Origin of the sequence: Rhizobium aouanii, assembly GCF_037002925.1 — a bacterium.
Taxonomy (GTDB): Bacteria; Pseudomonadota; Alphaproteobacteria; order Rhizobiales; family Rhizobiaceae; genus Rhizobium; species Rhizobium aouanii.
In genome coordinates, this window is record NZ_JBAMYD010000008.1 from 151,004 (window position 1) to 175,394 (window position 24,391).

Below are 24,391 nucleotides of genomic sequence, written 5' to 3' on the forward strand. Positions count from 1 at the left end.
GACCGGATCGACACTTCAGGATACGGCGTCGGCGAGTTTGAACACGTCGGCCCGCTTCGAAACCCCGCGCAATTCAAACGAACCCAGATACTCGCAGGCCACCGCGCAGGTGGTCGCGAAACTCTCCGACATCAGCAGATGGTGCCCGAGCGTGCCGCAGAGTTTTTCGAGCCGCGAGGCCTCGTTGACGGCGCTGCCGATCACCGTGAAATCGAGCCTGCCGCGCGCGCCGATATTTCCATAGAACACCTCGCCGAGATGCAGCACGACATCGACGCCGATGTCAGGACCTCCATCGCTCCTCCGCTGACCGTTCAGCACCTTGTTGGCTTCCAGAATATTCCTTGCCGAAGCCAGTGCGGCCATGCAGGCTTTTTGCGGGTCTTCGGCATCGGTCGGAAAGATCGCCAGCACGCTGTCGCCCATGAACTTGAGGATCTCGCCGGAATTCTCCTCGACATGCCGGCCGATCAGCTCGAAATGCTCGTCCAGAAACCCGGCGATTTCGCCTGGCTGATAGACTTCGGTCAACGCCGTGAAATTCCTGAGATCCGCAAGCAGGATCGCAGCATTGATGGAGCCACCCTTTCCCCTCTGGATCTCGCCTGCAAGGATGCGTGCGCTTGTTTTGGCGCCCGTATAGACGGCGAGGATATCCGCAGCGGTTTTCGATGCCGCGATGCGGTAGCAAGCCAGCCCCAGCGCCGGGAAGAGCTTCGCGACGATCGCCAATTGGTCGTCAGAAAATCCGCCCGGCCTGTCGCTTGTGAGAGACAGACTGACCCCGCGCAGCGCAGCCTCCTTCGGGAACTCCAGCAGGCTGACCAGGTGATCCGTGCCGCCGCCATGCGCGAATTCTGCAAGCTGCGGGTAGTCATCGACACCCTCACCCTTGGCGATGTTCCATCGACCTGACGTTTCGCCGCGGCCCAAAAGAAAATAGATCGGGGTCTTCTCGAAATTCAGCACTGCCGCACTGCCATATTCGGCATTCTCGATCGTGGTCGCACCGCCACGCACGAAATTGGCCGAGACGCCGCCATACATGGGATGAATAGACGGCATTGAGATGCTTCCCCGCCAGATCGGAAAGCCATCCGCAATCAGCCGATCGCACAGTCCGGCTATCAGCTCGCCAATATGCTCAGCTGTGATTCCATGTTCTATAAGCCACTGAATATGATTGTTAATTTCCGGACCTCCAAATGACCAACGCTGTTTATGGTCGGAAATCGGGCAAATGGACGGCGATGACCAACCGGGGCGTTGCCACATCAACCAATAGTCGAGTCAGGCAGATATTTCTAGCCATGGACTCCGGCAACGACAACTACAAGGCAGGCTGAGAGCAAATGATACCTGCCGTTGCCGTCATTCGCCTGCCGACGAGAAGCAGTGGAGTGCCGCAGAAATGAAAGACGCTTCCGCAGCGCCTGCGAAGTTCTCACATCCTGACTGTCATGCCGCCGTCCACCGTCAGCACGTGGCCGTTGACGAAGGAAGCGGCGGCGCTTGCAAGAAACAGCGCCGCGCCGGCGATCTCGTCCGGCCGTCCCCAGCGCTGGACCGGGATGCGCTGGCGCACGAAGGGCATCAATTCCTCGTTCGCAGCCATCGCCGCGTTCGTCTCGGTGGCAAACCAGCCGGGCGCAATTGCGTTGCTGGTGATCCCATGCGGGCCGAATTCGACCGCCATGCCGCGCATCAGCCCAGTCAGGCCCTGCTTGGCTGCCGGATAGACGCAGTCGCCGGGCATGACGACATGGCCGCTGATCGAGGTCACCGCGATCAGCCGGCCGTGATTGCGTCGCTTCATCAGCACGGCAGCGTCACGCGAAAGCGTCATCGCCGCCGCCAGGTCGGTGCGCAGCAGCTCGATGATCGCTTCATCGTCGAATTCGGCCAGAGGCCGCCTGTCTCGGGCGCCGACATTGTTGATCAAAATATCGAGACGGCCATGGATCTTGTCGATATCGGCCATCGCAGCACGCTGGGCCCCGCGGTCGGCGATGTCGAATGCGGCGGCCTCCGCCGTGCCGCCCGCGGCACGGATGGTCCTGACGGCGCCTTCCAACGTCGCTGCCGTGCGTCCGTTGACGATGACATGCGCACCGGCCTCGGCAAGGGCGCGCGCCATCTCGAAGCCCAGACCACGGCCGCCACCGGTCACCAGCGCCACCTGACCTGCCAGTGAAAATCTATCCAATATGCTCATAGTTTTCGTCGCTCTCAACCGGGTCCGCCGTCGCGACAATTAATGGACTCAGTCAACTAGTTTGGCAATAACCGAACGACCGCCGATGAACACCAGTGCCGCCCGAGAGATATTCCGCCTAACCGAGCAGGTTGAGAAGGATTTCAATGAGCCCGGATAGAATTTGACCTGCAGTCCGGTCACTTCGGCTCAGGTTGTTGGTTGACTGGCGGCGGCGTTTCTGAGGCGCATCAATTCCGAACGCAGTCGCATTCACGAACCGCCCGCCGCCGAAGTCAATCCTCGACAAACGCATGGTTCGTAGAATCCAGCAAAGGCTTGATCAGGTAATCGAAGAACGTTCGGTCTTCAGTGCTGATAAACACCTCGACGGGCATCCCGGGGTGGAGGTCGTCCGTGGCAACTCCATTCGGCAGGCTCCCCGTTATCTGCAGGAGAGCCTTGTAATAGGGTTGCTGCGTTGCCTCATCGACAAGCCGGTCAGCTGACACCTGTTCCACAACCGCACCCACCTCCGGTGTCAGTCGCGCATCGAGCGCCGTGAAGCGAAGTCGCGCAGGCTGGCCGGAATGAACGACATCGATGTCCTTCGGCTGAACCTTCGCCTCTACAAGCGGGCGATCAGTCGTCGGAAGGATTTCCATAACCTTCTCCCCGGGGCCAATGACGTTGCCGACGATGTTGTAGGCCGATGTCACCACGATGCCGTCCGAAGGCGCATTGATTACGGTCCTTTCCAATACAGCGAAGGCAGCCGCGAGCTGCTCTTCCACATCGCGCACAGAGTTCTTGGATTCATTGAGTTTCGTGACGGCTTCTTCGGTTCGCTGGGTCCGCAAGCGTTCCACTTGTTCCTTCGCCTCCGCGATTTGCGAGCCGGTCGTTGCCTGTTCTGAGGCAATAGCGGCTGACTGCCCGAGAAGATCGGCGTCGATGCGCAAGAGTTCCGTGTAGTCCGATCGATTGATTAAGCCACGCTCAACCAGTGATTGTTTGCGTTGAAGCTCTTCTTTCACGACCTCCGCCTGTTTCTGAACTGCAGCCTTCTGCTCACCCAAGCCGGACCGGGTCTCGTTAAGCTGCTCGAGGCGCTCTCCAAGGATAGCCTCTTCGGACCGAAATCGAGCAAGACGGGCGCTGAATTCTTTCTGCTCCTCGTAGATGATTTCGGTCGGATCAACATCGATCGGCAGCTGATTACCGCAGCCGGTTTCAGCCAACTCAGTTGCCCCGTCACGCTCGGCTCCCAGACGCTCGATGCGGATGCACAAAGACAGCCACTGTTTCGCAAGGCGGTTTAGCTGGGTACGGGCGGCAGTGTCGTCGAGCACCATTATCGTATCGCCGCGGTGCACGGCGTCGCCCTCGCGGATTGAGATAGAACGGACGATCCCTCCTTCGAGATGCTGCATCTGGATGTTTCGCCCTGCTGCGGCGATCGTTCCGGCCGCTACCGCAGCTCCCGAAATGGGAACTGTCGCGCCCCATAGCCCGAAAGTACCGCCCATCAACAGTATTGCACCGTAACCGATCAATGCAGGGGTCCTGGCAGAGTGCCGGAGCTTGCTCTTCCAGCTGGAATCTTCGGTTGACGGTGTCATGCGGTGCTCTCAACAAGACCCGCCTCAGGATTTTCAGGCGAGTCAATGACAGTTGCAGGCTTACTTCTGACGGAAACAACTTGTTTGTTTGCATGAACTGCGCGGGGCTTCCCTCCCGAGAGGCGTTGAAGGATTTCCGTCGCTGGCCCGAACGCTTCGACCGTGCCACTGCGAAGGACAAGAGCCTTGTCGCACTTGAGGACGATCGACGGCCGATGTGTAGCGATAATCACAGTCGTGCCGCCTGTCTTGGCTTGTAAAAGCGCCTTCTCAAGTGCGGCCTCGCCCTCGGCATCGAGGTTCGAATTCGGTTCATCAAGGATCAGAACTTTTGGGTTTCCAAAAAAAGCCCGGGCAAGACCGATCCGCTGACGCGTCCCGCCGGAGAGCGAACCGCCGGAAGCTTCCATTGCAGTTTGATAACCCTGCTTGAGGCTGGTGATTAATCCATGAGCTTGCGCACGGCCTGCGGCGTCTGTGATGTCAGCGTCCGAAGCAGACGCATCGAAACGGGCAATGTTCTCGGCAATCGTTCCAGGCAGCAGCTGAACATCCTGGGCAAGATATCCGATATAGCCACCGAGCTGCTTCCTGTCCCATGTCGGGTAGTCGGCACCGTCAAGCCGGATTGACCCGCCCGTAGGCTGGGCAACTCCCGCCAGTAACCGTGCTAGAGATGATTTTCCGGAGCCGCTGGGACCAAGGATCGCGAGCGCCTCCCCCGGCTTCAGTTCGAAGCTTACGTCTTTGACTATAGGGGTCGACGCCTCCGCATGTGTTTGCACCGGTGACCAAGAAAGATTCCTGACCGCGAGGCGGCCCTCGGGTTCGGGAAGAATGAGACGGCTTGCCCGATGTTCCTGTGTACTGGAGATGGTCGATCCAAGGCGCTTCCAGGCTTTTCTTGCATCGACGGTCTGACGCCAACCGGCAACGAGTTGATCAATCGGCTGCAGCGCCCGGCCGGATATTGTCGACGATGCGAAGATCATTCCCGCTGTCATTTGCCCCTTCAAGACCAACACTGCCCCGGTTCCCAGGATTGCGAGTTGCAGAACCATGCGAAGCGTGCGGGAGGATCCAGCGAATATGGCATTGATTGCCGATGCCGTGTCCTGGAGATTAGCTGCATCTGCAAACCGCTTGCCCCAAGTTTCAGTGACATGCCCGATCATTCCCATTCCTTGCACCGTCTCCCGGTTGCGGGTGAAGGCCTGGGCGAGCAGGTTTGCGGAAACGGCGGCTTCCTGGGCTTTTCCCGCTGCGCCGCGCGCTGCGTAATGGCTCGCAACAACCATCCGGATCATCACGAACGCACCCGCGACCGTCACCAGACAAAGTACCGGATGGATGAAATACAGAACGAGTGCGAAGAGCGGTGCGAAAGGAAGATCGATCACATTCGCCAAGCCTTTGGACGCCACAAACGAACGCGCCGTGGCAAGATCTCGCAAAGGTTGGATATCGCCAATCGCAGCCTTTTGCGAGCTGATCGAAGCTATAAACGCGTCCTCTCCAAGGTGCTTGTCGAGGGACAACGCTACCCGTTGGCAGTAGACAGCGCGGACGGCGTCAAGAGTGGCGAGGAAGATCAGTGCCCCGACTGCTATCATGGAAAGGTAGATAAGCGTCGGTATGCTCGCCGAAGGCAATACCCGATCGTATACCTGCATCATGTAGATTGAAGGGACGAGCAGGAAGAGGTTGATCACGACCGAGAACAATATGAGCTCGACCCAGGCTCGGCGCAGGTGGCTGCGGACGTCCGTGGACATTGATTGCTGCTTTCAACGCGGATGACTGGAAAATAGGACCCGGGAGCGTGGGCAGCACCCCGGGATATTCGCGGCCGGCTTAGATAAACGCGCCAATCGGCTCGGGCTCGAACCAAAGGTCGCTCGCAGCGTCTGAATGCTCCGAGGCCTGTAAAAAGTCACTCAGAGATATGATCTCGGCTGTACCGCCATCGAACGCTCTGGAAGAGATGCAATTCTGACCGCCTGCTTCCAAAGAAAGCGAATGGTCGGAAATCGTGACCTCGACAGAAGCGCCAGGGAAGTCGATGACTTCTGCGGACGGCCCATCGATATCAGCAGGTGCTTGCTGGCTTTCAGATACAGAGACCTGGCCTGCCATGACGTTTGGCGCGGCTTCCCCGATACTCATGATATCATCGCGGTCCCAGAACGTGCCGTCCGCAAATTCAATCCTCTCGATTCCCCAATACTCGGAACTGGAATAAAACTCCTCATCCAACGTGATAGTGTCGCCGGTGCTGAGAACCGTAAGTTTCAAGTGCACACCGTCACGCTCTGCGCCAATGTCACTTTGATTGAGATCCGTGAACTTGAGGATATCGATCTGATATTGAGAGTTGGCTTCGTCATCGATGTAGTCACTGCCGTCGCCCGCCGAGTAAAGGTATGTATCGCCGCCGTATCCGCCAAGGAGGTAGTCATCGCCGAGGCCGCCCTGAATAAGGTCATGCGCTGAGGTGCCGGCGAGGGTATCGTCGCCGGCCGTTCCCTGAGCAGTGACGGTATCTTCGGCATTCAAGCCTAGTTGGATGATGGCGGCTCGGTTCAACGAACTGCCATCGGCGAATTCGATCTTATCGACACCCCAATCGCCAGGATCCTCGTACATCTGGCCCTTCAGAGTAATGACATCGCCCGTCCCGGCAACCGTCAACTCGAGGTCGTCGCCATGCCGCTTGATCGATAGGTCTTGTGCGTCCACGCCGGTGAACCGGACGACGTCGAGGGCGTCGGTGTAGCCGACCTCATCGTTGATGACGTCGCTGCCATCACCGCTCGCATAGAAGTAGACGTCGCCGCCCGCGCTTCCGTTGATGATGTCGTCGCCTTTGCCCGCAAAAATGTAGTCCTTGCCCCAGTTTCCATCGATGGTTTCGGAGGCAGCCGTTCCGTAAATCCAGCTTGTGTCTGGCATGTGGTCTAATTGGAGCGAGGTGCCATCGGCGAATATGAGTTTCTCAAGCGCCCATCCCTGACCCGCGCTGTAATACTGGGTTTCGATGGTGATCACTTCGCTGGTCGCATTGACCGTGATGAAGAGATCTTCTCCGGAGCGGGCGAAGGTCAGACCACCTAGATTGAGATCCGAAAAACGCAATATGTCGGTGTCTTCAAGGTTGATGGCGACATCGGCAATCGTGTCGTTCCCGTCGCCGGACGCGTAATGATAAACATCGCTACCCTCGCCGCCGTTGAGAAAATCATCACCAAGCCCACCGTAGAGATGGTCGTTGCCGAGGAGCCCATCGAACTCATCGTCGCCCTCAAGACCCTTCAGGATATCAGCGCCGGACGTACCTGAGAGAACATCGTTGCCTGTCGTGCCGACGATTTCCCCGTTCGATGTTCCCTGGCCGATATGGTCGATAATGTCCTGCCTGTTCCAGACAGTACTATCGGAAAACTCCAGGAACTCGATACCCTCGTTCTTGCTGCCGTTGATCGATCCCTCGACAAGCATTGATCCTTCAACCGTTGCTGAACTTCCTATGATCGCTATCAGGAGTTTGTCGTCGACAAGCGACAATGACACCTCGCTCGCCGTCACGTCGGCAAACACAATGCGATCCGCCTCCCCCGCAAAATCTTCCGTTTCGACGATCGTGTCAGCGCCATCTCCGCGCTCATAATGGTAGGTGTCGTTGCCGACGCCACCTGTCAGCAGATCATCATCTTGATTTCCAAAAAGGTGATCGTCGCCTTCGGATCCCCGAATCTCGTCCTGACCTCCTCGCCCATACACAATATCGTCGCCGGCGCCCGCATCAATTCTCTGATTACTGTCCGGATCCGACGTTAGAGTAACGTTGTTAGGACTATCAAGGAAACTGGCGCGGTTCTGGTTTCCGTTATTCAAGATCGTGTCTGAAGAAGGTGTCCCCTCCTTTGGACCGACATATCCGTCGAGGTGGATACCGAAATTATCCTGTCGAAAACCCTTGATTGCAACGTATGGCGCACCGTTATTTGGATATATCGGCATCAGGAAAATGTAGGGATTCCCGTCCTCATCGAGAATGTTCGAGACGATTATCTCGGCCTTCCAATCCGTGTCGGTCTGTTCGTTGGACCACGATTCGTTGCTGTAATGAGTTCCCTGTTCATCTGTGAACGAGACTTCGTAACGTCCCTTCGCCTCAATGGCCCAGATTCGCTCATCGCCAGCGGGTTCATATTCCCAGTGGCTCTGCATGAGAATTGCGCCGCGACCATCCCCGGTTCGCTCGTCGATAACGTCCACGACACTGAGAGCTGCGTTCAAGTCCCCATCGAACCCTTCGTCCTCCTGCGAGATCAGATAGACGTCGCTTCCAAAACCTCCCGCAAGAGTATCGGCCACTCCGTCGTTCCATTCGGTGTGATCGGAACGGAGATTGATAGTCGCCAAGTCGATCGTCGTGGCCGAATCACCACCTACAAGAATGTCATCGCCACCGCCCGTCGATAACTTGTCCCGGCCCTCACCGCCCGACACGCTATCCTCGCCCAGGCCGGTGTTGATCTCATCGACATGAGCGGAGCCCGCCAGGTTCAGAGCAAAGGCTGTATTCTCCTTTTCCAGGACATTCACCCCACCTCCTGGAAACGAGTAGACGTCCGTCGGCCGGACCGCAGTAAAGTAATCACTAAAATTAAGTCCAATTATGTTGAGCAAAGTGGACGCGTAAGAATTGCTGTTTTGATAGACATCATACGAAATTTCGGTTCCGAGCACTGAGAATTGATCATGCACCGAGACTAAAAGGTCCCAAACGTCATCAACTAGCCGATCGCCTAAGTTGAGCTCGACTGCATTATACTCACCGTCCACGCCATAATTGCTTGTACTCCCTTCCAGTGTATGGTCTCGAACCGCGGGATAGGTCCATGAGCCGAGCGTTACCCAATCTCCCGCTTGAACTTCGATTTCGAGCTGAGTTCCGTCGTCGTCAATGTGCACAAGCTGCAAATGACCGAGCCCGGTTGGCGCTATATTCTCTACGAGGTTTGCTGCTAATAGCAGTTCCGGCATGCCAATCCCTCCTACTACTCAAGATTGAACGTAAGCTTCGTGGACAGCGGTGCGCCTGTGCTCGTTGTTAGCACTTGGACAGACGCCACCGGCGCTAAGTGGAAGGTCGCAGAGAGCTTGCTCCACGAGGTCTTCTCATAGAGTTTTTTCGTACTAATCGTCGCTGCGTAAGACTGATATACTTGACCCTGTTTGCGGAAAGATGTCTCCGAAGATGCGTCCCGATGAAAAGCCTCGATCTGAAATCCCTGCCGCCGAAACCAGGCAATTCCCTTATTGACGTCATGTAAACTGGCTAAAATACGAAAGATGCATACGTCGATTTCCTCCCTGGAAGCTGTCCGCGACCAGTCGAGATCGACAACATCTTGAGAAGGATCGCCCTCACTGACAGATAAACACGCGGCTACGTTCGGAAATTTCTTGACTGCCGCCCTGTAGACCGCAGGTAGCTGTGAGCCTGAGTGGCCGCCGGCAACCGTAAAAGGATACGCCGCCTCTGCCGCATCATTGACCGCTCCGAAGTGGCTTGTCTCGGCAGACGGATTGGCCGACAGGACATCTGCACTCGCAAAGAGGAGGCTGCATCCCATGGAAACCAATCCCAGTAGCCAGTACGTGTAAGCGTCGAGACGCATCAGCCGCCCCTTGTTTGAGACCAAATCTCGGCACGCATCGCTCTCGCTTCTCGGTATGGAACAGGCTAACATCAGAAATCGCTCCTCCCGACAAAAGCCTGTCACGACAGGTTGCAAAACGAACCACACAACCTTCGCTCCCAACACTAAGAGTTGCAATTCGAATTGCAAGCAAATTCGCTTCTTAATACATTCAGGCCTTGCAATGAATTTGGATGCAACCACAGAGAATTAGCGTCGCTCGAACCCAGTCGAAGACGACAGAGTTTCGCAATGTTTGGCGGAAATCAGGTATCGAGGCGATGCATCGAGCCTGTATTGCGACTATACGCTCGCACTTCTCAATCTTGCGCTTTTCACGTCCACCGAAATTCCACGCATAAAGATGCGGAGAGAGGACTTAGCCGCGGTTCTGGAACAAGCGCTTCCGGCGAGATAATTTTTCGATCAGATTATTTGCGCGTTCGCTAAGCTGTCGAATCGTACGGGAAGCGCTCGACGCTGGAAAGGGCCTGTATGATCTGAACCACTCCCAAACGTTGGACCACCGGAAGCTAGAGTTTTCCGGCATCAACCTGGGAGCAACCCAATGCCTGACAATCAAAATGAAGCGCCGACCGTCAAGCCTTCCAGCAGGTCATCATAACGAATTTGGGAATCCCAGAGTCCACACTTCCTAACCGAGCAGCCCGGCAAGCCAGTGCGGATCGAGATGACGTTCCAATTCTCCGGCGATCTCGTCGAGCGCCTGCTCGACGCTCTCGCGGTAATTCCGCCGCTCGCCCGATAGGCCAAAGCTTTGAAGCAGCCGGGCGCGGTAGGCGTCACTGCCGAAGAGCCCGTGCAGATAGGTCCCCATGATCCGGCCGTTGGCCGAAAGCGCCCCGTCGGGCGCGCCGCCGATGATTGCCGAAGGCCGATTGCAATCCGGGCCGCGGGTGATGCCGAGATGGATCTGGTAGCCGGCAAGCGGCGTGTCGTATTCGGTTGAGCGGGCAGCGCTGTTGCGCACGGTCTTCTCCGGTGCCATCTCGGTCTCGATGTCGAGCAAGCCAAGCCCCGGCATCTCGAGCGCCGCGCCCTCGATGCCGAGCGGGTCGCGCACCACGCGGCCGAGCATCTGGTAACCGCCGCAGATGCCGATCACCCGGCCGCCGCGCCTGACATGCGCCTGGAGATCGCGGTCCCAGCCCTGCGCCCTGAAGTCGGCGAGATCCGATATCGTCGATTTCGAGCCGGGAAGCACGACGAGGCTCGCATCGCCAGGGATCCGCTCGCCTGACCGCACGAAGACCAGCTCGACATCCGGCTCGCTCCTCAGCGGATCGAGATCGTCGAAATTGGCGATACGTGGCAGCACCGGCACGGCAATCTTCAGTGCGCCCGTCCCGCCCCTCGCCAGCCGTTCGAGCACGGCCGAATCTTCGGCCGGCAGGCGCGCGGCACCCCTCAGCCACGGCACGATGCCGAAACACGGCCAGCCGGTAAAACCTTCGATGGCGCGGACGCCGTCGTCAAACAGCGAGACGTCGCCGCGGAACTTGTTGATGATATAGCCCGCAATCATCGCCCGGTCGCCATCCTCGAGGATCGCATGCGCGCCGACCAGCGAGGCGATGACGCCGCCGCGGTCGATATCGCCGACGAGCACCACAGGCACGCCGGCCCGCGTCGCAAAGCCCATATTGGCGATGTCGCCAGCCCTGAGATTGATCTCGGCCGGCGATCCGGCGCCCTCGACGATAACGAGGTCGGCCCCCGCAGCCACTTTTTCGAAACTATCGAGCACCGCGCCGAGCAGCTCTGGCTTCAGCCGCTGGTAGTCCCGCCCCTTCGCCTGTCCAAACACCCTGCCCTGGAGGATGATCTGGCTGCCATTTTCCGATTGCGGCTTGAGCAGCACCGGGTTCATGTGGACCGAGGATGGCGTGCGCGCGGCCAGCGACTGCAGCCACTGCGCCCGGCCGATCTCGCCGCCGTCATCGGCGACCGCCGCATTGTTCGACATGTTCTGCGGCTTGAACGGCCGGACCGTCAGCCCCCGATTGGCCGCCAGCCGGCAGAGCCCTGCGACCAGAACCGTCTTGCCGACATCGGAGCCGGTTCCCTGCAGCATGATCGCTCTTGCCATGGTGGCCCGCATTCGCCTCTCGTTCAGGCGAGGCCTACAATGGGCAGTAATCCCTGGTCAAGACTTGGCCCGGGGCAAGACTTGGTTTGGGGCAGGTTTCCAAAACGCGAAAACCGCGCATGGCCTTGGCTCTGCGCGGTTTGCCGAAAAACTCAGGCGTCTTCGCCCTTACACGGCGAAGCTCGCTTTCTCCGGTACGCACTACCTGATCCGGAGAAGCGGCGGTCATTGCTGCCACGACCCAACTGATAACGGCACATTCTTACCGGAGAGTTATTGAAGGCTTACGCAAATGTTAATTTTGATCTTTTTTGATATTCTGGCCAAAATTTCTGCCGAAGATCCACAGCCTGTCGCGAGGAGGCTTTTCGCTCGAGGGCGCCAATTTCGGAATGCTGACATAAATTCTTCGAATTCAATAATTTAGTCACGCAACCATGAGCAGAAGATGGTTGATTTCTGCGACCGAACGCGTAGGCTCCTTCAAAATGCGCCATTGTTGAACATGGCCTGCAACGAGCTGCCTGAGCCGCAAGGACGGACGGCGCCCATGAACCGGAAAAGCCTGTAGCGGCATCGCCCGGCAGCATTTTCCCTTCGGGTGCCGAAGAGATTTGTCGGCGAATTCCAGAGCCGGCTGCGCGTGCGTCGAAGAAGAATTCGGGGAATGACGATGAAGACGCTTCTGATTCCGGCCGTCTTTGCCGCGGCTCTTTTTACCGTCGCGCCGACCGAAGCCGCCGAATGCGGCAGTGTTTCGATCGCCGAAATGAAATGGGCCTCGGCAGGCATTGCGGCGAGCTTCGACAAGATTATCCTGGAAAAGGGCTACGGCTGCTCCGTTACCATCGTCGATGGTGACACCCTGCCGACCTTCGCCTCGATGAATGAGAAAGGCATCCCCGACATCGCCTCGGAGTACTGGATCAATTCCGTCAGGTCCCTGCTCGATCAGGCCGTCAACACCGGCCGGCTGGTACAGGGGGCCGAAATCCTGGCCGACGGCGCCGTCGAGGGTTGGTGGATTCCGAAATTTATCGCCGACGCCCACCCCGATATCCGCTCGGTCGAGGACGCGCTGAAACATCCCGAACTCTTCCCCGCCGAAGACGACCCGTCGAAAGGCGCAGTTTACAACTGCCCCGCCGACTGGAGCTGCCAGATATCGACCACCAACCTGTTCAAGGCGCTTGCCGCCGACAAGAAGGGCTTCGAGCTCGTCGAGACCGGCAGTCCCGAACGGCTCGATGCGTCGATTGCCCGCGCCTTCGACAACAAGATCGGCTGGCTCGGTTATTACTGGGCGCCGACCGCCATCCTCGGCAAATACGACATGACGCGCCTGAGCTTCGGCGTCGGCCACAACAAGAACGAATGGGACCGTTGTACCGCGGTTGCCGGCTGCGTCAGGCCCGAGCTCAACTCCTACCCGGTCTCGCGCGCCTTCACACTGATGACCAGGTCCTTCGCCAGCCGCGCCGGACCTGTCACGACCTATCTCAAGACCCGCAAATGGGACAATGCGACGATCAACCAGGTGCTCGCCTGGCAGGACGAAAACCGCGAAAGCAACGAGGATGCCGCGATCTATTTCCTTCGCAATTACGAGAGTCTGTGGACGAAATGGGTGCCGGTCGATGTAGCCGAGAAGGTCAAGGCGAGCTTATAACGGCCAAAACACGATCAAGCATGGACGATTCAATGATTCCCTTTCCAGACCGCGATACTGTTGCGGAAAAGCTCGCTGCCCTGTCGGAGACCGACAAGTCCTACCTGGCGCTGCTCATGGAAAACGCCGCCCAGGACGACAACCTGCTCGACGGTCTGCGCCGCCATCTCGATCTTGCCGCCGGATCGCGTTTCCTGAACTCGCTGAAGCTTGAAAATCTGGGAATGTGGCTCGGGGGCCAAGCGCCGGATCGGCTGCAGATCCGGCTCATGGAAACCGCCCGCTCTGGTCAACATCCCGCCTACCGAGCCTTCCGGACCGGCCTCAGCCGATCCGGTGGCCTCGAAAAAGCCTATCCCCCGGTCATCCGCTAGGATGATCAGAACCGGGTCATCTGATCCCTCGGTCAGTATCCGATCAGGCAATCCCCGGAAGGAATCTGAACCGTCGTCACTTCTTCGCAGCGCGGTCGACTGAGCGGCCGGCATCCTGCGTGGCGTTCACGGTGTTTGCCGTATCTTTTCCTATGCCGCGGATCGTGTTGCCGCAGGAAGAAAGGGCAAGAAGAACCATCAAGGCTGCGGCAATTTTGGCCGTTGTCGTCATCTCGGATATCCTTGTTTGAAATCAACCCCGAACGGCGACAATTGCCGTCCGCGCCGATAACGCACGACAAACCAAAAGGTTCACTGGCTATAAGGATACCCGCTACAGCCGCGCGTCCGATAGGACGCGCCACCATTTTCGATCGGCGCAATCCAGCAGCTAGGCGGCGACCGCCTTCGCTCTCTCGGCAAAGGCGCCGCGAATGCTGTCGGCCACCGTCTCAATCGGCCCTGATACCTGCGAGGCGGTCAGCAGGCGGATATCGAAGGCGCCGAGCTCCGGCAGCCCTTCCTGGGGCCCGAGGATCGCCATGTCCTCGTTGACATAGGACAGCGGCAACGGCGCGATGGCGAGATCGGAAAGCACGGCGGCACGCTGCGCCATCGTGTGGCCGCTGAGATAGGCGACGCGATAATGCCGCTTGTTGCGTTCGAGCTGGGAGAGTGCCTCCTGGCGCCAGATGCAGCCGTCTTCCCAGATCGAGATCGGCAGCGGATCGCGCCGATGCGCCGAACCGCACTTGGCGCCGGCCCAGACCAGCCGCTCGCGGAACACCACCTCACCGCCCGTCGGGAACGGCCGTGTCGCACAGTTGATCAAGGCCAGGTCGAGCCGCTGCTCCTCCATGCGCTTCTTCAGCCCGATGCTCATGTCGATGGTCACATCGACCATGATGCCCGGATAGCTCTCGGCGAAACTCTTCAAGATGCTCGGCAGCAGCCGTTCGCCGATATCCTCCGGCGCGCCGAGCCGCACGACGCCGCTAAGTTCCGGCATGATGAAGCGCGACACTGCCTCGTTCGATAGCGCCAGGATGTTGCGGGCATAGGACAGCAACATCTCGCCGTGGCGCGTCAGCGATACCGAGCGGGCGTCGCGCAGAAAGAGCGTCGCCCCCAGCTGTTCTTCAAGCTTCTTGATCTGCATCGACACCGCCGACGGCGTGCGGAAGACCGCCTCTGCGGCAGTCGAAAAATTGCCTGTTTCTGCGATCGCCACGAAGGTACGCAGCACTTCGTTGTCAAGCAGCGGAATGGGACGGCGAAAGGGAATGCTCATCGTCGCATCTTTCAATTTTTCTGATTTATAACCCCATATCATTTCGTTTGATTGAATGTCAATTGACGACCATATTTCGGGTGTCGGCAGCTAAATGCAGCAAAGGAGGCCCGACATGTCTCAAACAAGCATCTGGAATATCGTACAGGCCATTTCCGCATTCAAGTCGCAGAGGCGCAGGGATGCGAACCATGAGCATGCGCTCCGGGAGCTAAGGCGTTTTCCGCCACATCTGCTGGCAGATTGTCAGCGCGAGATGGAGTTGACCGTCCCGGAGCGCCGCGCATGCGATGGGACGCGGTAGAGACGCTTCATTGCTTTGAATCCGCTCAGGATCTGGACAGATCGATGCCGGTCCACTTGCAACGTCCGCTCGACCTGCGCCGCAGCGGCCGACCGACAGCCGAACGACGGTCACAACCCGCCCAGCAGTTTGAACGCTATGATCCACATCGTGAAAGCGACGAGCGTTTCCAGCATGCGCCAGGATGAGGGTTTCGAGAAGATCGGTCGCAACCGCTTCGCGCCATATCCGAGCGAAAAGAAAAACAGGAAAGAACCCGTCACCGCCCCTGCCGCAAAAGAAGCCTGCTCTCCCGGATATCGTGTCGATATCGTGCCGAGCAGCACCACGGTGTCGAGATAAACATGTGGATTGAGCCAGGTGAGTGCGAGGCAGGTTGCCAGCGTCTGCCGAAAGCTCGATGGCTTGGCTTCCGCGGCCGTGAGAGCGGCGGACGACCGCAAGGCGGAATAGAGGCTTCTTGCCCCGTACCAGACCAGAAATACAGCTCCCCCGTAGCGCATGACGGGATCGAGCCAGGGCATGAACCTGGCGATTTGATGGAGGCTAGTCACGCCAAGCACGATCAGCGCGGCATCTGATAACGCGCATGCGAGGCAGACGGCGAAGACATGTTCGTTGCGCAAGCCCTGACGGAGAATGAAGGCGTTCTGCGCGCCGATGGCGACGATCAGGCTGAGGCCCATCATCAGGCCGGTTCCATAGATCGAAAAATTCATCTCTTCGGCCAACATCTCATTGCGATGAGGGTTGCCCTATCGCTCCTTCGAGAGTTAGGCTAATTAATCTAACTTACCCTGATTAAGTGAAACTAATCTATGCTCGATTATTCCGCTCTTCGCGCCGTCGCAGCCATTGTCCAGACAGGCAGCTTCGAAAGAGCTGCGGCTGTCCTAAACGTGACGCCTTCAGCCATTTCGCAACGCGTGAAGCAGCTCGAGGAGCGTCTCGGCGTCGTCGTCATCGTCAGAGGCACGCCGTGCACAGCGACGGAAAAGGGAGAATGGCTCTGCCGCCATATGGAGAATGTCGGCATGCTCGAAGCAGAACTCTTCGGGCAACTGCCCGCCCTCGTCGATCCCGACGAACCACGGCAAAGGGTCACGCTTCAAATCGCGACGAACGCCGACAGCCTCGGAACATGGTTCGTCGAGGCCATGTCGAATTTTGCCAAAAGCTCTTCCTATCTGCTGAACGTCGCCGTCGACGACCAGGACCATACCGCCGAATGGCTGCAGCGCGGACGGGTGATCGCCGCCGTCACCAGCCTGGAAAAACCGGTCCGAGGATGCCGGCGTTTTGCCCTCGGCGTTCTCAGCTACCATGCAACGGCAACCCCCGACTTCGTCACACGCCATTTTCCGCAGGGCGTGACATCGGAGGCGATCCGCAACGCCCCGGCGCTGACCTTCAACCAAAAGGACAGGCTGCAGAGCAGTTGGATCAGGCGAACATTCGGACGCGATCTCGATTATCCCACCCACTGGCTGCCGTCGCCGCAGAGCTTCGTCGAGGCGAGCCTCTCGGGCATGGGATGGGGAATGAACCCGATCCAGCTGACCTGCGAGCACCTCGCATCCGGACGGCTGATCGAGCTGGTGCCCGACACGCCACTCGATGTCCCGCTCTACTGGCAGATAAATCGCCTCGCCGCCGACCGCCTGGCGGATCTAACACGCGAAGTCGTCACCGTGGCCAAGCGCCGCCTTTGATGCATCACTCAAAAATGCAGCATCATCCCGGTGAACGGGTCGCTTTTATCAGACGTAAGCCGTGCGGCTGCCGAACTCGCTGGTCTCGTCAAAATTCGTCGTGCCGATACGCTCGCTTTCGCCGGAAAGTTCTTTCGGAGCGCCACCGGCAGGCTTCGATACAGCGGACGCCTGAGTTTGGCTGCTCTCGCTCGCTTCGATCTTGGCAATCTTCGCTTCCAGCGTCGCGATGGATTTTTCGATCGTAGCCTTCTCTTGCTCGTCCTGCGTTTCCGTCAGGGCTGCCTGCTTTTCGGCAAGCTGCGCCTCAAGAGAGGCAAGCTGATCCGACGAACTGGAAGACGAGGTTGAAGCGGCTGAACTCAAAATGGTGGATGCAGAACTGGAAATTGCGCTGACCATGAGCATGACTTTCGATGATGGAATGTCATCGTTCTAGCCGCGGATGGTAAAGGTTCAATAAATAAAGTACCGGATAGTACCAAAATAATGAGAGGGCTACGCGAATAGCGCGCTCCTATGCTATGGCGATGATCTCCAGTTCCTGGCCGCCTGTCTCGACCATATCCCCGACAGCCTTGCCCATCAGGAGCCGCGCCACCGGGGAGACATAGGAAATGGACCCGGCCTTCGGATCGGCCTCGTCCTCTCCGACAATGCGATAGGTCTGCACACGCCCGTCGTCACGACGGAAAGTCACCGTGCTACCGAAGGCGACGGTATCGATTGACGTAGGGTGAGGCATGAGCTGAGCGGTGCGAAGTCTTGCCGCTAAGTAGCGAAGATCCCGCAACGGATTGGCCGCCTGCCGCCGCCGTTCGTTCACGTCTTCGATGGGGCTCGCAGCATCAAAAGCCTCGCGAGCCTGCTGGAACTGTAATTCCAGAGCCTTCAATCCCGCTTCCGTGACCAGGTTCGGATGCGGCGAAATCGGACGATCGGGCAGCAGGGTTTCCGAAGCGGTTTCGAAACTCTCTTCCTTGGTGAAAGCGACGGCCAATCTCGAACTCCGTTTTAGCGCGATGCGGTTTGGCAGCTGACGGGCAACGCCCCAACCCTTTGAAGGAATCATACACCGACTGCAGCGAACCGCCAATCTGGCCCATCGACGGTTCCTTCCGGTTAACCCCTTAGCCTCGGAGCGGTGGGAACGTCCTGCGCCGCGTGGCGTTTATACCACGGTGCGCCGTGGCGCATCCGGATGCATCCTGGTGAGACGTGGCTGGGGAGAAGCAAATGCCCGGTGAGCAGCGAGAGGGCCATCATACGATTGGGAAGGAAACATGTCTTCGTTCCTGACGGATGCCATGCCGCTGACACCAAGCTGGTGGGACATTGCCGCACGTATCGCACTGACGGTGGTCGCCGGCGGCCTCATCGGCCTCGACCGCGAGCGCGGCGGTCACGTCGCAGGCTTCAGGACCACGATCCTGGTGGCGCTTGCCGCTTGCCTGGCGATGATCCAAGCCAATCTTCTTCTATCGACCTACGGAAAAACGTTCAACTTTTTCACGCAAATGGACGTGCTGCGCTTTCCCCTCGGCGTGCTCACGGGCGTCGGCTTCATCGGCGGCGGAGTGATCCTGAGGCGCGGCGACACGATGACCGGCGTCACGACGGCCGCGACCATGTGGTTCATGACCGTCGTCGGCCTCTGCTTCGGCGGCGGCCAGATCGTGACGGGGGCGGTGGCCACCTTGGTGGCCTTCATCGTGTTGTCGCCGATGAAGCAACTGGATACGTGGCTGCGGTCCGAACGCAAGGCAACGCTCGTTATCTACTGTTCGAACTCCGGTATTCCCGATCTGTCGGATGTGCTTAGCCCTCTCAAATGCAGCGCGCTGTTCGGATCGCTGAAACGGATCGAGGACGGCCGCATCGGGGCGGCCTTCGAATTGCGCTGGCTCACGAAAGATCCAGACGCATCCGCCCGCGCAATCCTGGCCGCCATCTCCGAGTCGCACGACGTCGCGGAATTTTCGATACAATCGACGACGACCTGAGCCGGGGGCGCCATGACTTCGCCATCTATTTCGAGGCGTGTTCCGGTTTGCCCTTTCTCTTGGTCGAGGCAAACTCTTCGAGCTGCTTTTCGCTCATGGACTCGACCATTTGCTTCGAAGCGCCCTTGAGTTCCTTCTTCGGCGTCTCGCCGCGCTTGGCCGAGAGCGCTGCACCCGCAGCCTTTTGCTGGGCTTTCGACTTGGCTGGCATATTCGATCTCCTTGTACCTGAATAAGGTGCCCGCGGTCGTCAGAGCTTTCTGAGTTCGTCGGGCTTGTGTGCGGCTCGCTTTGCCGACTTGTCGCTTTCGACGATATAGTGCGGCTCTGCCGCCGAGGCTTTCACCTTATGACCCTTGATCTTCGTCTGACTGGTCTGCTTCCTAATCACTCTGCCCTTGGTCTTACCCTGGCTGGTATCCCAGCTCACTTCGTCGCCCGACTTCAATTGCTTTGCCATCGAGGCTCCCTGGTGGTGAGGGCTGCGGTCTGAACCGCAGCCATGTCCGTCAGTTGATGGTAGCCCACTGGCTGCGGACATCCCTCGCGTTTTTCGACAGGTGAACGTGAGCGTCGACGTGATCGACCCAATCAAGCGGGATGAGGTGATGCTTGCCGTCCTCGGAATCGGTCTTGGTCAGCTTGATACGGGTGGGACCGTCGAGATGATCGACCGTCCCGACATGAGTTCCGTCGGCGGTCAACACTTCCATATGTTCACGGATCTGATCTGCGGAAATCATCGTTTCCTCCTTTGCATCATTGCCAGATACGAAGCGGCAACGAGGTGGAGCGGACTTGGTTCCAAACATCCGCGACCGTGTTCAATCAGCAGTCACGTCCCAGTTGTCGTCCGGATTGAAGGTCCTGATGCCAGCAGCTATCTTTTCAGTCTCCCCGCCGAGATCGGCCTGGTAGACCGTGCCGTTCGCGTTGACTGCGAATGTGTGCACACCAGTTTCGCCATATCGGATCGGCCAGGCGATAAGGGCAAATCCCGCGATCATGTTGCCGTTGATCACATAATCGAACTCTCCACCCGCGATGTTCTGCCCTTGGCCGTCGATGATCCTGTAGCGATAGCCGTAATAGCCCTCGCCGGCTTTCGCCTTATCAAGCGCCGCATTGTCCTCGAGGGCATTGCCCGCCGGGCTATCTCCCTCGCCGAGGTCAGGCGACCAATAGAGACCATCGGTTTTGCCGTCGCTGCTGATCAGTTTCTGGGCATATTCCAGGACGCCGTCATCATCGTGGTCGGCGGAAGAATATTCCTTTTGGGCGTCGACATAGGCCTTCATCGTGTCGATGGTCTGCAATTCGTTCTCGCCGACGCGACGATTGATGATCTCCTCGAATCCGGCATAGGTGTCGAAACCCCATTTGCCATCGTCGCCCTTCACGATCGGAAATGGCAGAGGCCATAATTTGTCGCCGATCTCGATGATCTTGCGCTCATCGACGTCCTTCACGACGATCTTCTTGCTTGTGCCGTCGCGGATCTGTGCGTAGGTGTCCATCACGCCTTCGCCTGCCTTCGCTTTCGCGGCATCAATACCCAGCAGCGCCGTAAACTTGTCGAAATCGTCGGCCGCCAAGGCCGCCTTGAAAGCGTCGACGGCCTGTCCCGCCGTCTCGAATACGGGCGGATCGCTCTGCGAAGCGAAGCCCGAGATGACGGTCGCATCGGATGGCTCCGCTGCAGATGCCGGAACCGGATTGGTGGCGAGAGCCGCAAAAGCGAACACCGAACCCAGAAGCATGTTTCTGACTGACTTGGTCATGACTTTCCTCCTTCTTCCGGTTATCGACGACGGCCGCCGCCACCACCGCCGCGGCGGATTTCTCCACGACCGCCACCGCGATTGCCGCCGGCCATGGCCTGTCTGCCGCGGTTGGACTGCATCTCAGCGCGCCTGCCGCTGTCGACCTGACCGAGTGCCGACGGCTTTCTCGGCCGGCTGTCGACCCGGGCCGCGGGCTTCGGCTTTGCGACCGGGCGTTTGGCGTTGACCCCGGGCCTTGCGTTTTCGGCAGCCCTGTTCGGCGTCCTTGCCTCGGGCCTGCGGTTCTGTGCAGCCTGCGCACCCTTCCCGCCCCCGGGAGCCGCTCCTGAATTGCCTGCCTTGTTGCGCGCAGCATTGACCCTGTCCGCATCGATCTTGCTCTTGCGGACATCGTTGACGCTGACTTTGCCTGGCTGGTCGCGGACCGTGTTCGCACGGTCGTTGCCTCTTGCTCCGACCCTGTTGTTGCCGTTCGCCTCGATACTGGTCCGGAAGGAGTTGCGGTCGATCTTGTTGAATTGCGCGCTGTCGAAACCGATCTTGCTGCGGTCGACCTTCTTCCAGTCGACGTCGTTGATATTCACTTTGCCGTTGATGTTGTTGAAGCAGTTGTTGCAGTCGATATCGACATTGCCGTTCCAGCGCCCGCCCCATACACCCCAACGGTTCCAGTCGACGGCAGCCGCCCACACTGCTCCCGTCACCACGCCGGCAAAAAAGGTGGCGGTCGGATAGTAGTAGTTTGGATATGGCTCGGCATAGTAGCCGATCGGCGCGGCCACATAGTTCGGTTCATACAGCATCTCCGGCGCATACTGCGGCACGTAGATCTTGTCGGGACTGGCGGAGACGATCACCACATTGTCGTTCTCCTGGCTGACCTTGATCTTGTCGTCCGTCTTGATGATGCCGTCGGCGACCGCTTTGTCGCGCAGTTGCTGTATGGCGATTAGAACGTCTTTCTGCTGGTAAGAGAGCGCCTCTCCGAGAGATTGCGTCCAGTCCAGATCCGCGCTCATCATCGTGACGATCTGGGGATAGTTCAGCAGCGATACGATGCTGCCGTCCCACGTCGTCTTCGGCTTGAGTTCGGGCTGCTTCTTCAAGGTTTCGAGAAACCGGGCTGCTTCCACGACCTGCAGCGGATAGAGCGACGCCGATGTGACGAGCGCGACCAGTTCGTCCGGATAAAGTGCAATCCGCGCCACCAGGATTTCGAGTTCGTCCTCGCTCAGCGGCGCCGGCGCGTCGTCTTCCGCCGCGACCGCACTGGAAGCGGCAGGCTCCTGCGCGGCAGCGATCGGCATCGGATGTGGCGAAAACGGGAAGCCTGCAAAAGGCAGGAACAAGCCCGTGGCGAGCAACAATGCATGAGGTCTAGCCATCTCAAATCCTCCTTGCGGTCAGACATGGTGTGCAGGCTGTCGGCTTTAGAATATTCGCACATACTTACATTCATTCCAGTGGCGAGGAAATGTCATGCCGAGATCCTCTTCGTTTCCCTCGTTCGCGGCCACAGGATGACGGCAAACAGCAGCGCGTAGATCAAGGCTGCTGCGACATAGACGATGCGGGTGGCGAAGGATTCTGCAGCACTCCCCGGCAGAGGCGAGACCCCGAGGCCGAACAGGATCAGGAATGTCGTCAGGGCGCCGGCAAAAACCGGTGCTTCCTTCGAGCGGGCGGCCGCGCGCCCTCCGATGAGGAGGACGACGACGAGAACGATGAGGAAGATCGAGAGAAGATTGGGGCGCAGCGATAGCGCGGCATAGGCAACGGAGGCGAGCACGCCGCCGAAGAGGTTGACGACTACGAGCCCGATCGCCGCCCGCGCGCTCGCGGCGACGTCGAGCTGCCCGAGCAGCGACGCCACGGTTATCGGAATGACCACCGCAACGGTCAGGTTGTTGCTCGTCAGGCAGATCACGACGGAGCCCAGAAGGATGACCGTGTTTGCCAGCGCCCGACCCAAGGCCGGCGGCCGCTCGTCGATCGGCGCCGCCTCTACCTCACGGGAGAGCGGCTCGGGAAAGACCGCATGGGCAAGCCACATCAGAACCGTGCCCGACAACACCCCGGTAATCAGGATGGATAGGATGGAATCGGCAAGTTGCTTGTTCAGTATGCCGAGCAGAGGCACGATGATCGAAACGACGAGCACGAGAAAGACCGCCGCTCCTCCCTTTCCCGTCGACTGTGCCGCGAAGCACGCGAAATAGGTCAGCCCCAGGATCAGCAGAAACGGCGCCGGACGGTCACCGAGCACGTGGGTCAGAAACATCATCGCCATCCCGGCGATCAGGATGACCATCGCCGCGCCGACGGTCTTCGCAAGCGGCATGGGTCGTGAACTGCCAAGCAGAAACTGGGCGGCAAAGAGCGGACCGAGGAAAGGCACGATGGCTCCGGCAGAGACCGCGAGCGTGAAGCCGATCGAGACTGCGAATGCGACCCGCAGACCCTTGCGTTTCTGCTCCTCGACGGAGAGGTCCCTATCAGTTGACATAGGTCAGCACCGACATGATGCGGATCCAGAGCGATCCCCAGGCATTGGTGACGGGGTTGTCGCCCGTGTAGATGACGACGGTCGCCTGCGAGCCGTAGCGCACGCCGCCCTTGGGCCGCTCAGCCTCCTCGATGATCAGCCGGACTGGAAAGCGCTGAGACTCCTGGACCCAGCCGCTATCGTTCCGGATTGTCGGCAATCCGGTGCTCGGGTCCGTGCTGCCTTGCGATACGCCAAACCCGACGCTTTCGACGGTCGCGGGAAACAGCCGGCCGGGAAGCGCGTCGAAGAGAATGTCCGCTCTATTGCCGACCGCCACCCTCTCCAGGCTGTTTTCCTTAAAGGCCGCATTGATCCAGATGGTGCCGGCGTCGATGAAGGTCATCGCCGACTGGCCGGCCGAGACCACCTTGCCGATGGTGAGCTGAAGGTTGGTGACCACACCGGCAGAGGGTGCACGCACCGTCGTCCGCACCAGATCGAGCTGCGCCTTCTCCAGTCCGGCAAGGGCTGCCCGCAACTGCGGATTGTCGTTGCCGGCCGGGCCGAGCTGCTCTTTCGCCTTGGCAAGGTCGGCCTGCGCCCCGGAGACGGAGGCTTCCGCCTGGTCATAGGCCGACTTGGCCGCATCGAACCGGGCCCTGGAAAAGACGCCGCGTTTCACGAGCTCGGTTGCCCGGGCAAACTGGTCGCGCAGATTGTCTCTGTCGGCCTGCACCTGAACGAGCTTGGCCTGTGCGGCATCGACGGTCGCAGTCGATGCCCCGATCGACTGGCCGACGCTCGCAAGCGCTGCTTCGGCTTCGTTGACGGCGAGTTCATAACGCTCGGGATCGATACGAAAGAGAACCTGATCGGCCTCGACCCGCGAATTGTCGGTGACGCCGACTTCGATGACCCGGCCGGTGACTTCGGGGGCGATGCCGACGATATAGGCCTGGACCTGAGCCTGTGAGGTCGACGGCGTGCGCCGCTCCATGAAGATGGAGAGAACGAACAGGGCAAGCGCCAAAAGGACGATGATGAGTGCTATCCTGCGGAGTGGATTCCGAGGCGTTGGGGAAATGGCAGGCTCGTCCAAGTTTTCGGAAACCACGGCAATATCCTTCGGAGG

General features: G+C 59.0%; 24 protein-coding genes. 5 read left to right on the forward strand and 19 right to left on the reverse strand.

The annotated features are described in order from the left end of the window. Positions 1 to 15: 15 nt before the first annotated feature. The 7 genes from V8P77_RS15885 to V8P77_RS15915 all read right to left on the reverse strand — a co-directional run bounded on the left by V8P77_RS15885 (position 16) and on the right by V8P77_RS15915 (position 11,634). Positions 16 to 1,275 carry an adenylate/guanylate cyclase domain-containing protein gene (locus tag V8P77_RS15885; RefSeq protein ID WP_335913297.1) on the reverse strand — a complete coding sequence of 420 codons (1,260 nt, stop codon included), beginning with the start codon at positions 1,273 to 1,275 and terminating at the stop codon, positions 16 to 18. A gap of 169 nt (positions 1,276 to 1,444) precedes the next feature. After that, a complete protein-coding gene (locus tag V8P77_RS15890; protein WP_335913298.1) occupies positions 1,445 to 2,215 on the reverse strand; it encodes an SDR family oxidoreductase in 771 nt (256 codons plus the stop codon). A gap of 275 nt (positions 2,216 to 2,490) precedes the next feature. Further along, positions 2,491 to 3,816, reverse strand: coding sequence for an HlyD family type I secretion periplasmic adaptor subunit (locus tag V8P77_RS15895; protein ID WP_335913299.1), 1,326 nt, complete (start codon positions 3,814 to 3,816; stop codon positions 2,491 to 2,493). Beyond that, a complete protein-coding gene (locus tag V8P77_RS15900; protein WP_335913300.1) occupies positions 3,813 to 5,591 on the reverse strand; it encodes a type I secretion system permease/ATPase in 1,779 nt (592 codons plus the stop codon). Before V8P77_RS15900 ends, V8P77_RS15895 begins: the two co-directional genes overlap by 4 nt. 79 nt (positions 5,592 to 5,670) lie before the next feature. Next, positions 5,671 to 8,865: a calcium-binding protein gene (locus tag V8P77_RS15905; RefSeq protein ID WP_335913301.1), complete on the reverse strand. Its 3,195-nt coding sequence runs from the start codon at positions 8,863 to 8,865 to the stop codon at positions 5,671 to 5,673. A gap of 14 nt (positions 8,866 to 8,879) precedes the next feature. Beyond that, positions 8,880 to 9,503, reverse strand: coding sequence for a hypothetical protein (locus tag V8P77_RS15910; protein ID WP_335913302.1), 624 nt, complete (start codon positions 9,501 to 9,503; stop codon positions 8,880 to 8,882). Positions 9,504 to 10,179: 676 nt separating this feature from the next. Beyond that, positions 10,180 to 11,634: a cobyric acid synthase gene (locus V8P77_RS15915; protein WP_335913437.1), complete on the reverse strand. Its 1,455-nt coding sequence runs from the start codon at positions 11,632 to 11,634 to the stop codon at positions 10,180 to 10,182. A gap of 667 nt (positions 11,635 to 12,301) precedes the next feature. On the opposite strand from V8P77_RS15915, the gene V8P77_RS15920 reads away from it, so the two are divergent. Further along, positions 12,302 to 13,303, forward strand: a complete 1,002-nt coding sequence (locus V8P77_RS15920) for a glycine betaine ABC transporter substrate-binding protein (RefSeq protein ID WP_335913303.1) — start codon at positions 12,302 to 12,304, stop codon at positions 13,301 to 13,303. 20 nt (positions 13,304 to 13,323) lie between these two features. Then, positions 13,324 to 13,677 carry a hypothetical protein gene (locus V8P77_RS15925; protein ID WP_335913304.1) on the forward strand — a complete coding sequence of 118 codons (354 nt, stop codon included), beginning with the start codon at positions 13,324 to 13,326 and terminating at the stop codon, positions 13,675 to 13,677. A 76-nt stretch (positions 13,678 to 13,753) separates the two neighbouring features. Here V8P77_RS15925 and V8P77_RS15930 read toward each other — a convergent pair whose 3' ends face one another. Further along, positions 13,754 to 13,909, reverse strand: coding sequence for an entericidin domain-containing protein (locus V8P77_RS15930; protein WP_003540537.1), 156 nt, complete (start codon positions 13,907 to 13,909; stop codon positions 13,754 to 13,756). Positions 13,910 to 14,068: 159 nt separating this feature from the next. Further along, positions 14,069 to 15,010 (reverse strand): LysR family transcriptional regulator, encoded by a 942-nt coding sequence (locus V8P77_RS15935; RefSeq protein ID WP_017960848.1) that lies wholly within the window; start codon positions 15,008 to 15,010, stop codon positions 14,069 to 14,071. Between the two features lie 73 nt (positions 15,011 to 15,083). Here V8P77_RS15935 and V8P77_RS15940 point away from each other — a divergent pair, with 73 nt between their 5' ends. Then, on the forward strand, positions 15,084 to 15,272 hold the full coding sequence (locus tag V8P77_RS15940; RefSeq protein ID WP_246621331.1) for a hypothetical protein: 189 nt from the start codon (positions 15,084 to 15,086) through the stop codon (positions 15,270 to 15,272). Between the two features lie 110 nt (positions 15,273 to 15,382). On the opposite strand, the gene V8P77_RS15945 is transcribed toward V8P77_RS15940, so the two are convergent. Next, the gene (locus tag V8P77_RS15945; RefSeq protein WP_335913305.1) at positions 15,383 to 15,991 is read right to left on the reverse strand and encodes a LysE/ArgO family amino acid transporter; all 609 of its coding nucleotides are present in this window, start codon (positions 15,989 to 15,991) and stop codon (positions 15,383 to 15,385) included. Between the two features lie 99 nt (positions 15,992 to 16,090). Here V8P77_RS15945 and V8P77_RS15950 point away from each other — a divergent pair, with 99 nt between their 5' ends. Continuing rightward, positions 16,091 to 16,984 carry a LysR family transcriptional regulator ArgP gene (locus tag V8P77_RS15950; RefSeq protein ID WP_335913306.1) on the forward strand — a complete coding sequence of 298 codons (894 nt, stop codon included), beginning with the start codon at positions 16,091 to 16,093 and terminating at the stop codon, positions 16,982 to 16,984. A 48-nt stretch (positions 16,985 to 17,032) separates the two neighbouring features. On the opposite strand, the gene V8P77_RS15955 is transcribed toward V8P77_RS15950, so the two are convergent. After that, entirely contained in the window at positions 17,033 to 17,392 is a 360-nt protein-coding gene (locus V8P77_RS15955) for a hypothetical protein (RefSeq protein ID WP_335913307.1), read from the reverse strand. A gap of 109 nt (positions 17,393 to 17,501) precedes the next feature. Continuing rightward, positions 17,502 to 17,984 (reverse strand): transcription elongation factor GreA, encoded by a 483-nt coding sequence (greA, locus tag V8P77_RS15960; RefSeq protein ID WP_335913308.1) that lies wholly within the window; start codon positions 17,982 to 17,984, stop codon positions 17,502 to 17,504. 283 nt (positions 17,985 to 18,267) lie between these two features. Between greA and V8P77_RS15965 the strand changes: the two genes are divergently transcribed. Then, complete coding sequence (locus V8P77_RS15965; RefSeq protein WP_335913309.1) at positions 18,268 to 18,987, forward strand: MgtC/SapB family protein; 720 nt, start codon at positions 18,268 to 18,270, stop codon at positions 18,985 to 18,987. A gap of 25 nt (positions 18,988 to 19,012) precedes the next feature. Here V8P77_RS15965 and V8P77_RS15970 read toward each other — a convergent pair whose 3' ends face one another. The 7 genes from V8P77_RS15970 to V8P77_RS16000 all read right to left on the reverse strand — a co-directional run bounded on the left by V8P77_RS15970 (position 19,013) and on the right by V8P77_RS16000 (position 24,373). Continuing rightward, complete coding sequence (locus tag V8P77_RS15970) at positions 19,013 to 19,198, reverse strand: DUF3008 family protein (protein ID WP_003564288.1); 186 nt, start codon at positions 19,196 to 19,198, stop codon at positions 19,013 to 19,015. 39 nt (positions 19,199 to 19,237) lie between these two features. Beyond that, the gene (locus tag V8P77_RS15975) at positions 19,238 to 19,447 is read right to left on the reverse strand and encodes a hypervirulence associated TUDOR domain-containing protein (RefSeq protein ID WP_335913310.1); all 210 of its coding nucleotides are present in this window, start codon (positions 19,445 to 19,447) and stop codon (positions 19,238 to 19,240) included. Positions 19,448 to 19,496: 49 nt separating this feature from the next. Further along, positions 19,497 to 19,730, reverse strand: coding sequence for a DUF2171 domain-containing protein (locus V8P77_RS15980; RefSeq protein ID WP_003564293.1), 234 nt, complete (start codon positions 19,728 to 19,730; stop codon positions 19,497 to 19,499). Positions 19,731 to 19,811: 81 nt separating this feature from the next. Then, positions 19,812 to 20,768, reverse strand: a complete 957-nt coding sequence (locus V8P77_RS15985; RefSeq protein ID WP_335913311.1) for a DUF2950 family protein — start codon at positions 20,766 to 20,768, stop codon at positions 19,812 to 19,814. 20 nt (positions 20,769 to 20,788) lie between these two features. Beyond that, entirely contained in the window at positions 20,789 to 22,156 is a 1,368-nt protein-coding gene (locus V8P77_RS15990) for a DUF3300 domain-containing protein (protein WP_335913312.1), read from the reverse strand. 92 nt (positions 22,157 to 22,248) lie between these two features. Continuing rightward, the gene (locus V8P77_RS15995) at positions 22,249 to 23,277 is read right to left on the reverse strand and encodes a DUF2955 domain-containing protein (protein ID WP_335913313.1); all 1,029 of its coding nucleotides are present in this window, start codon (positions 23,275 to 23,277) and stop codon (positions 22,249 to 22,251) included. After that, complete coding sequence (locus V8P77_RS16000; RefSeq protein WP_335913314.1) at positions 23,267 to 24,373, reverse strand: HlyD family secretion protein; 1,107 nt, start codon at positions 24,371 to 24,373, stop codon at positions 23,267 to 23,269. Before V8P77_RS16000 ends, V8P77_RS15995 begins: the two co-directional genes overlap by 11 nt. Positions 24,374 to 24,391: the final 18 nt, after the last annotated feature.